The following is an 8,816-nucleotide window of genomic DNA, read 5'->3' as shown; positions in this document are numbered from 1 at the left end:
ACCGCACGATCGCGTCGTCTCGCTCCAACCGTTCGGCTTCGACCGTTACGGTGTTCGGCTTGAAGTGGTACGGGTGTTCGGCTTCACTGGAATCCGCATCGTTCCACAGCTCGGGATAGCGACCCATGACGTCGACGAGTTCGAGCGCGCCATACCACGTCACCGGCCACTTCACGCGCTTGAAGTTGCGCCCGTGTCCGAACATGTACGGCCTCTCGCTCCCCCGCTCGCGCCATGCCCGAAGCGACACACGCCCGGCCTCTACGACCTCGTGCGGTCTGCGCTCGGCGGGCAGGTACGAGAACGCCCGAAGTGCCTCGAGTGCGACCTGCGGGCAGAAGTCGCTCTTGCGGCCCGGGCCGCGGAAGCCGATCACCGGGTCTACCCGGCAGGGCCATGCACGGCCCTGCGCGGTGTCGGTCATGTCCTGCGCGATGCGGTCGAAGGCGCGGACTGTGCGCGGGTCGTCGGCGTATCCGAAGCGCGCGAGCGTCTCGGCGATCGCGTGCGCGTCGCACGCCAGCGCCCCCCACACGGGCGCGTCCATCGCGCGCCAGCGGCCGAACGACTGAAAGCGCCCCTCGGCGTCGGCGTGCTCGAGCATGGCTGCCAGGATGCGCTCGATGCGCGAATCGTCGGACGCGCGCACGCCCATGTCGGCGAGTAGCGACAGCAGGTTCGGCGTGTACTCGGGCTTGTCGTGGCCGGTGGCCTTGGCGTCGATGTCCCAGGGCACGAGCCGGTCCAGCAGAGCCTGCGTTCCGGGATCCGCGCACACGGCCTCGTGCGCGGCAACAACGTCCGGGCCGCTGTCCGGCAGGTCGAGCAGGTGCGTGAGCGCCAGCCAGCGAGCTGCGGGCTCCTCGGCAGTATCGAGGATCCACGGACGCGGATCTTGCGGCAGGAGGTCGAGCCAGGGTTCGGGAGGCAATCGAGTCGAATCCGTCACGGCCAACCCCGTTTCTCGCTAGTTCGCGGAGGACGTCCCCCAAGGCTAGTCAGTTCCGCGACGCGATTCAACAGGGCCCCGGGTCGCGATCTCACCGCTCATGAACAAGTCCTCCATCCAACTTGAAATCACAATCTGTGATATCAAGTGGTGTTTCTCCTGCTCAGAAGCCTGACTTGAAATCACACAGATGGTGTTGTGTACTCATGATAGAACGTATGTTCGTATCGTCAATAGCGATCTTCCACACCCTGTGCTATAGTATCGCGATAGGTAGCGATATATCGCGTTACCACGTTAACGAAAGGAACTCTCATGCACACTCACAACAACAGTGGCGAGTCCTGCGCCCACGGCGCACGCCACGCCCGCGGCGGTTTCGGCCGACACGGCTTCAAGCCCCCGTTCGGTATGGGCGACCTTGCCCAAGGCTTCGGCGGCTTCGGCGGCGGGCGCGCACGTCGCGGTGACGTTCGCACGGCCGTCTTGCGACTGCTCTCCGAAGCCCCCATGCACGGCTACCAGATCATCCAGGAGCTCAGGACCCGCAGCGGCGGAACCTGGACCCCGAGCCCCGGCTCGGTCTACCCCACGCTCCAGCTGCTCGCCGACGAGGGTCTCGTCAGCGCCGAGGAAGCTTCGGGTAAGAAGGTCTTTAGCCTCACCGAGACCGGCACCGCCGAGGTCGCGAAGACCGCCGATCAGCCCGCACCGTGGGAAGAAGCGGCTCAGAGCGACTCCGGCACCGCGGGCTTCCGCGAGACCGTCGGCCGCCTCATGCCGGCCGTCTTCCATATCGGCAAGGACGGCTCACCCGACCAGATCAAGGCCGCGATCGAGATCTTGGACGACGCTCGCAAGAAGCTCTACGCCATCCTCGCCGAGGGCTAGGCTCGCACGCAGGCGCACCAGGCCGTCAAGCACAAAGCTACGGAGGGTCGATGAAGGCCTCACAACTCCGCGCCCGGTATTGGCGCATCGTGTTCTTCTTTGGCCGGATCGTCCTGGGATTCATCTTCTGGGAGATCTTCGCCCGTCGCATCGGCCTGGGCGGCGTGGCGCGCCGCAACCGTTCCGAGCGCAACCGGCGCGCGGCGGTGCGATTCCGCGCGCTCGCCATTCGCATGGGCGGGCTCATGATCAAGGTGGGCCAGTTCCTCTCGGCCCGCCTTGACGTGCTCCCGCCCGAGATCACCGACGAACTCTCAGGCCTCCAGGACGAGGTCCCGCCAGAGGAGTTCGCAGCGATTCGCGCGTTGGCCGAGGCCGAGCTCGGACGGCCGCTCTCCGAGAGCTACGCCTCGTTCGACGAGACCCCGATGGCCGCGGCTTCCCTCGGCCAGGTGCACCGCGCATGCTTGTGCGAGGCGGACGCCACCGAGATGGGCTTCGCCGAGGTCGTGGTCAAGGTCCAGCGACCCCACATCGAGCAGATCGTCGAGGTCGACCTGGCCGCGATACGCCGAGTGGGCGGATGGCTGCAACGCTACAAGCCGATCAGCGACCGGGCGAACGTCAGCGCGCTCGTCGAGGAGTTCGCCACCACGACACGCGCCGAGATCGACTACCTCGCCGAGGCCAGCAACGCCGAGGTCTTCGCAGAGAACTTCGAGCACAACCCGCGCACCCACGTTCCGCTCGTGGCCTGGGAGCGCACGACGCGTCGCGTGCTCACGCTCGAAGACGTCTTCGCGATCAAGCTCGGCGACTACGAGGCCATCACCGCGGCCGGGATCGACCGCGGTGATGTCGCGCAAGTGCTGCTCGACACCTACCTGCAGCAGATCTTCGAAGACGGCTTCTTCCACGCCGACCCCCACCCGGGCAACCTCTTCGTCACGCCCATCGACGGCGCCGACGCCGCCGCGCCCGCCACCGACGCCAGCGGCACCCCCGCGGCCGGATCCCCCGCCTGGAAGCTCACCTTCATCGACTTCGGCATGGTGGGACACGTGCCCGAGAACCTGCGCGAAGGCCTGCGCGAGGCCGTCATCGCAATCGGTCTGCAAGACGGCACGCGGCTCGTTCGCAGCTTCAAGACCCTTGGCGTGCTGCTTCCCTCGGCCGACCTCCAGCTCATCGAGATGGCGAGCATGCAGGTGTTCGACCGCTTTGGCGGCATGAGCATGAGCGAGCTGCGCGAGATCGATCACGCCGAGATGATGAGCTTTGGCCTGCAGTTCCGCGAGCTGATGCTGAACCTCCCCTTCCAGCTGCCCGAGAACCTGCTGCTGCTGGGGCGCTCCGTAGCGATCCTTTCCGGCATGTGCACCGGACTCGATCCGGAGTTCAACCTGTGGTCGTCGATCGCGCCCTACGCGTCCAAGCTCGTTTCCGACGACGACAACGGGTCGACGTGGGACACGATCCTCGCCGAGGCCACAAATATCGGCAAGACACTCATCGGCCTGCCGGCCCGCGCCGACCGCGTGCTGACAACGATCGAGCGCGGCGACCTCAGCGTGCAGACCCCGCTCCTCAACATGCGGGTGCGCGGTGTCGAGCGGGCGGTCGGTCGCCTGACGGCCGCGATCGTCTTCGCGGCGATGCTCGTCGCCGGCGCGATTCTGTTTGGCAAGGACCCAGGGTTCGGCAAGCTCCTGATGGGTGGCTCGCTGCTGCCCCTGGCGTGGGCAATGATTGCCGGAAGAGGACGCCATCCGGGAATGCGGTAGGCGCGCTTGACCCACACACACTCGGGTACTACCATCGATACCACCACGAGTCATACCCGAGGTGAAACCGATGGCCAAGACCACGATATCCGTGCCCGACGCGCTGCTCCAAGAAATCGACCGCAGAGCGGCCGAGACCGGCACCACCCGGAGCGGCTTCATCCAGGAAGCGGCCGCCCGCTACGTGGCCGAACTCGATGCCGAACAAGCACGCGCCGAGCGGGCGGAGCGCATCGGCAAGGCGATCGAGGGTATGCGAGAAGTCGCCAAACACATGCCCAAAGGCACGGATGGAACCGCGATCATCCGGCACTTCCGAGACATGCCCGAGCCGTGGCTCCCACCCCGCGACGAGGCCGACGAGTGAGCGCCTCCGGCCTCCCCCTCTTCGTGGTCGACAGCTCGGTGGCCTACAAGTGGTTCAACAACGAGGGTGAGTCGCATGTCGAGCAGGCACTCGACCTGCTTTCCGCCCATTGCCAAGGAGACCTCCTTCTGGCCGCTCCCGCGCACCTGCAGGCGGAGGTGATCGACGGGCTGCGATACGCGAAGCTCGATGCCGAGTATCTCCGTCGCGCGCCCGAAACGCTCTTCGGCGCCGAGATCCTCACGGTCCCGCTTGACGCGGAACTCATGAGCACCGCACTCGACCTCGCGCTCGCCTACGACCTCACGATCCACGATGCGCTCTTCCCGGCGCTCGCGGTCCGGCTGGGGTGCGAACTCGTGACAGCCGACCGTGCTCAGGCGCGCGTGACCGAGTGCCCGGTGCGGCTGCTCGCGTAGCGCCGCCCGAATCGCGCCGGGTGCCTGTGGATATTGTGGATACTGTGGATAATAACCGCAGCTCAGACCGCCTGTCGCCGATAGTGACCGCTCGGCACGAAGTCATACGAATCTCGCCGAAACCCGTTGCATAGCGCGCGGGTTGGGCGATAATCCTAATTGCGAGGTCGTTGAAGAACGCGGATGGGCACAAGCCGTAAGGTGAAATGTTCGTTCGAGGGAGGCAGCGGCCTCGCACTTTTGCGTCTACCTACCTGGGCACCATCACCACGACCGTGTTGTTGCCGAGGTCGCTGAGCACGAGCTTGTCCTCGTTGATCTCGAAGTGCCTGGTGTCATCGAGCGCCTTCAGGAACTTGGCTTCCTGATCCATGGCTGCCGGAGGACCGGCCATCGCCGTGGCCGCGATCGCGCCGAAATCGATGCCGTTGTCCTTGACCTCGTAGGTCCCACTGAACGAGTTGACGCCCCCGTTGCCCGTGGCCTCGCCCGCCTTCAGCGTGAGCTCGGTCGTGACTGCCGGGTCCGCAGACACGAGTTCGGCCGTCCCCCCGAAGGACTCGAGAACCCACGTGCCCTGGACTACGGTCGGATCGGCGGACGTCGAGCACCCGCCAAGGACGACGGCCGCCAGCAGCAGCAGCGCCGCAAGCAACGGCAGTCGTATGTTCGCCTTCATGGTGACTCCTTTCGGGCGACGAGCCGGTGGCCGCGATCGCGTCGAGGCTGACCGGACCTGTGAGGAGATTGTGCTCCCGTTGCCCGTCACTCGCCACCCTCTGTGTGCGTACTCGAAGGGCCCCGGGGCCAGGCAACGCCCCGGCAACCCTTCGTGACGGGACACCCACGTCCTCGGGAACATACCGAGTGCAGCGCACATACTGCGGGAAGAACCCACACGGCCGCGCGAGCGGTCGACGCTCAACTGCTTGAGGTGCATCGCCCGCATGTTCGAATCACTCTTCGCAACAGCCTCCGTCGCGGCCAGCGCAGCTGCGGCTGTCGCGCCATCGGTCGAAGCCACCGGGCTGGCGAGCATCATCACTACCGTCGTGCCGAGCGTGATCGCGAGCGCCCTGCCCTCGGCGCTCACCACCACCACGCCCGTCACTGCCATGATCGTGAGGGTGCCGGTCGCCTACGAGCTCACCGCGGCATTCGTCGGTGGTCTCTCGGGCGCCGTCCACGCCGACGAGCGTCGCATGGACCTCACCGGCATCCTCATCCTCGCAATCGTGAACGCGCTCGGCGGCGGCATGCTGCGCGACGTGCTGCTCCAGAACCACGGCATCGCGGCATTCCTGCACCCCCGGCTCCTTGGCGTGGCGCTTCTTGCTGCCGCGTTCGGCTTCTTCTTCACCTCGGCGTACCGGAGCATGCACCGGCCGTTCCTGTACCTGGACGCGGTGTCGCTCGGGCTCTTCGCCGTCGTAGGTGCGGACAAGGCCCTTAGCGCAGGGCTCACCGTGATCCCGGCGGTGCTCCTTGGCGTGATCACGAGCGTGGGCGGCGGCATGATCCGCGATGTGCTCTGCAGCGAGACGCCGCAGGTCATGCGGCCGGGCACGCTGTCGGCCACGGCGGCTATCCTTGGCTCGTCGCTCTACGTGTTCCTCGTGAGCTGGATGAACATCGTCAAGCCTGTCGCGCTCATCGTGACTGTGGCCGTAACGGTCACCATCCGTCTCCTTGCGATCAAGCGCGGATGGCAGGCGCCCATGGCCGTGCATCTCAAGCCCACGTCGGGACGCGGGTGGCGATTCGTGCGCAAGGAGGAGCCGTGTGCGGAGAGTGCGCCGGCTGGCGGCGATGCGCAGCAGGACCCCGAGCAGCCGAACGACGGCGAGCCTACTCCGCCAGCGTGACGGGCGGCGCCAGGTAGAGTCTACTCGCCGAGCTCCCGGGCACGGTCAGCGATCTCGCGCACCATCGCCTCAAGACCACTCGGTCCGCGCAGTGCCCATCCGGTCAGGTCCGGCACGTGAACCGCGAACCCCTCGGCGGCGAGCCCTTTCCGTGCTGTGTCGAGCGAGGTCGCTAGTCGCGACCACAGCGCTTCATCCGAGAGCGATGTCGTCGAGTCCAGCGCTTGGGCGACCACCGCGAGAGCCGGCCACACGGCGTCCCAGGCGACGTAGTGCGGCGTGGGCGTGCCCAGTCCACGCAGCTCCTCGGTCAGACGATACTCGGTGCGTCGACCGTCCACTCGCTTCTCCGCAAGGCGGGCGTTGCACAGGGCAGTGAGATACCCGGCGACCGGCGACTGGTTGTACGCGCCCCGTTGTGCAATGAGGCGACCGTGCGCCCATTCGTGGGTCCAGAGGTACGACAGCACCTCCGCACGAGCGCCGAGTCCCACGAGAGCCCTTGCCTTGAAGCGCAGACACGCGGGGTTCGATGTGTCCGGCTGCTGCGACATCCCGCGAAGTTCCGGCGCTGACCTGCTGAATCCCACACCCGCGAAGACCTCGTCCTCGGGAACCCAGTTCTCCGGGACAGAACGTGAAGAGTGAAACAGTGGCTGGGTTCCGTAGTCGACACCTTCCTCGCGAGAGATAAGGTCGGTTTCGACTCGCTTGAGCCCCACACGCTTCTCGCCTTCCGAAGCAAGGTGAGAGACGACAGCCACCAGGCGCTGTTGCTCCTCGGCTGAGTCTCTGGCCAGCCTGCGAAGCCTGGCCGCATCCACGATCGTGTTGTTGGCCACGACCCAGTCAAGAACCTCGTCGAACAATCGCGCGTCCCAGCGACCGATCGACATCGTCGCCACAAGCAACGCCTCTGGATCGACAACGGACTCCGATGCCACTCGAATGCCGGCGACGCCGAGCGCGGACCACTGCCGCCACGCGAGTTCAAGTAGCGAGTCGAGCAGCGCGCCATGGAGATCCTTAGGGGTCATGTCGCAGCCCTTCAGCAGCGTCCTCCGCGTTCATGTACCGCAGAAGCGCAACGAGCATCGTCTTGAAGCCAGCCGAGGGATCCTGTGTGCGCGCCCATCGGGCGCCACCCAGCAGTTCGTCCGCCGCGGGTTCAAGCGCGTGCAAATCCTGAGTATGGCGACCGACTCCCGTATCGGCAGCGGCATACACCTTGAGGGCGATCAGATCCCCACGCGCCGGGAAGTGGATGATGAGATCTGGCCCATAGCGCTTGGGAGTCATCCTGTCCTCGAAGCCCTCTGGCAGCCCCTGATCCATCAAGTCCGCCGGACCGGCGTTGAGCCATCCCGGCTCGAGGTCTAGGTCGCGTTGCGCTTTCGCCGGCTGACCGGTTCCTGTGGTCATTATGACCGTTTCTCTAGGTCATGCAAACAGCGCGCAGAAAGCTCCTCGGCCGAAAGCGCTTCAAGCCATACTATGGGCCCAGCTCGTCCAGATAGGTCTCTACGAGCGTCGTATACGCGGCCAGCCGCGCCATGGGGCGCCCGGGGTAGCGCTGCTCGATGGTCTTCAGCTTGTCCTTGCCGGTGTGCCAGAACGAGCCGTACTTCTCCGTCTCGACATATCCGTCCAGGTCACCGATCTCCCAGTTCGTCGATTCGAATGCCACGATCGGGATGCCGGCCCGGTTGAATGCGGTGTAGTCGCTGAACCAGTCGGGCGTCAGGCCTGTCGGGTAGTGCTCGTTCAGGCCCGGCTGCACCTCGATCGGCAGCCCGAGGTCGTCGATGATCTCCAGCATCGCATCGCGCGGCCCGGTCTTGTTATTGAACCCGGCGTGAATGTAGAGCTTGTCTCCGACGATCAGCGAGTCGAAGTTGATCATCGCGATCGTCCGGTCCCTGTCGGCCGAAGACATCTGGCTCACGTAGTAGAACGAACCCTCGAGGCCGACCTCCTCGGCGCCGAACGCAACGAACACGATGTCGTAGTCCCGTTCGTAGGAGGCCACCTCCTCGGCGATCTCGACCATGCATCCGACGCCTGAGCCGTTGTCGTCGGCACCGTTGCCGGCGACCGCCGAGTCATAGTGGGCCCCGACGATCACCAGCGGCGCATCCGGATCTCCATCGGTCGCCGGCAGATACGCGACCACATTCTGCGAGTAGCGTGTCTTGCCGTGGCGCACGTAGGTGAACGGCTGCATCCCGGTCGAGTACCCGGCGTCCTGGAACCATCCTTCGATCATGCCCGCCGCCCCGAGCTCGCTTGCGGCACCCGCCACACGCGACATGACCGCGAGCTGCTCGATGTAGGCATACGCGTCGGCACCGGCTGGCGCACTCAAAGCGAGCGACGGTGCCACCGCAACCGTCATCGCAAGAACCAGTGCCACGAGCAAGACCGAGGCTCTCCGAATCCTATCCATGGCAACCTCCCCTTCAGTCGATAGGACTTCTATGTACCCGCTACGGCTTCGAGGCGAGCGATTGCGCCGCCAAAGGACCCAAACCCGACCCACGC

General features: G+C 65.7%; 10 protein-coding genes. 5 read left to right on the top strand and 5 right to left on the bottom strand.

Translation table 11 applies throughout. The features are described 5' to 3' along the window. Positions 1–949, bottom strand: a 949-nt coding sequence (locus Q8K99_06750; protein ID MDP2182250.1) for a hypothetical protein, incomplete at its 3' end; no start/stop codon positions are given. Positions 950–1,264: 315 nt separating this feature from the next. Here Q8K99_06750 and Q8K99_06745 point away from each other — a divergent pair. The 4 genes from Q8K99_06745 (at position 1,265) to Q8K99_06730 (ending at position 4,410) form a co-directional block, all read left to right on the top strand. Continuing rightward, positions 1,265–1,840, top strand: coding sequence for a PadR family transcriptional regulator (locus Q8K99_06745; protein MDP2182249.1), 576 nt, complete (start codon positions 1,265–1,267; stop codon positions 1,838–1,840). Positions 1,841–1,890: 50 nt separating this feature from the next. Beyond that, positions 1,891–3,624, top strand: a complete 1,734-nt coding sequence (locus Q8K99_06740) for an AarF/UbiB family protein (GenBank protein MDP2182248.1) — start codon at positions 1,891–1,893, stop codon at positions 3,622–3,624. Positions 3,625–3,694: 70 nt separating this feature from the next. Then, complete coding sequence (locus Q8K99_06735) at positions 3,695–3,991, top strand: ribbon-helix-helix domain-containing protein (protein MDP2182247.1); 297 nt, start codon at positions 3,695–3,697, stop codon at positions 3,989–3,991. Then, entirely contained in the window at positions 3,988–4,410 is a 423-nt protein-coding gene (locus Q8K99_06730) for a type II toxin-antitoxin system VapC family toxin (protein ID MDP2182246.1), read from the top strand. Before Q8K99_06735 ends, Q8K99_06730 begins: the two co-directional genes overlap by 4 nt. A 250-nt stretch (positions 4,411–4,660) precedes the next feature. On the opposite strand, the gene Q8K99_06725 is transcribed toward Q8K99_06730, so the two are convergent. After that, complete coding sequence (locus Q8K99_06725; GenBank protein ID MDP2182245.1) at positions 4,661–5,089, bottom strand: META domain-containing protein; 429 nt, start codon at positions 5,087–5,089, stop codon at positions 4,661–4,663. 268 nt (positions 5,090–5,357) lie between these two features. Here Q8K99_06725 and Q8K99_06720 point away from each other — a divergent pair, with 268 nt between their 5' ends. Beyond that, positions 5,358–6,275, top strand: a complete 918-nt coding sequence (locus Q8K99_06720) for a trimeric intracellular cation channel family protein (protein ID MDP2182244.1) — start codon at positions 5,358–5,360, stop codon at positions 6,273–6,275. A gap of 20 nt (positions 6,276–6,295) precedes the next feature. Here the strand turns inward: Q8K99_06720 and Q8K99_06715 are convergent, their stop codons facing one another. From Q8K99_06715 to Q8K99_06705, 3 genes are all read right to left on the bottom strand, one after another. Continuing rightward, positions 6,296–7,312: a hypothetical protein gene (locus Q8K99_06715; protein MDP2182243.1), complete on the bottom strand. Its 1,017-nt coding sequence runs from the start codon at positions 7,310–7,312 to the stop codon at positions 6,296–6,298. Continuing rightward, positions 7,302–7,697, bottom strand: a complete 396-nt coding sequence (locus Q8K99_06710) for a hypothetical protein (protein MDP2182242.1) — start codon at positions 7,695–7,697, stop codon at positions 7,302–7,304. The genes Q8K99_06715 and Q8K99_06710 overlap by 11 nt, the downstream gene beginning before the upstream one ends. 70 nt (positions 7,698–7,767) lie before the next feature. Further along, entirely contained in the window at positions 7,768–8,721 is a 954-nt protein-coding gene (locus tag Q8K99_06705; protein MDP2182241.1) for a M28 family peptidase, read from the bottom strand. Positions 8,722–8,816: the final 95 nt, after the last annotated feature.

This window comes from Actinomycetota bacterium (genome assembly GCA_030682655.1).
Taxonomy (GTDB): domain Bacteria; phylum Actinomycetota; class Coriobacteriia; order Anaerosomatales; family JAUXNU01; genus JAUXNU01.
The sequence above is the reverse complement of the archived record's forward strand: the minus strand, read 5'-3'. Positions and strand labels throughout refer to the sequence as shown.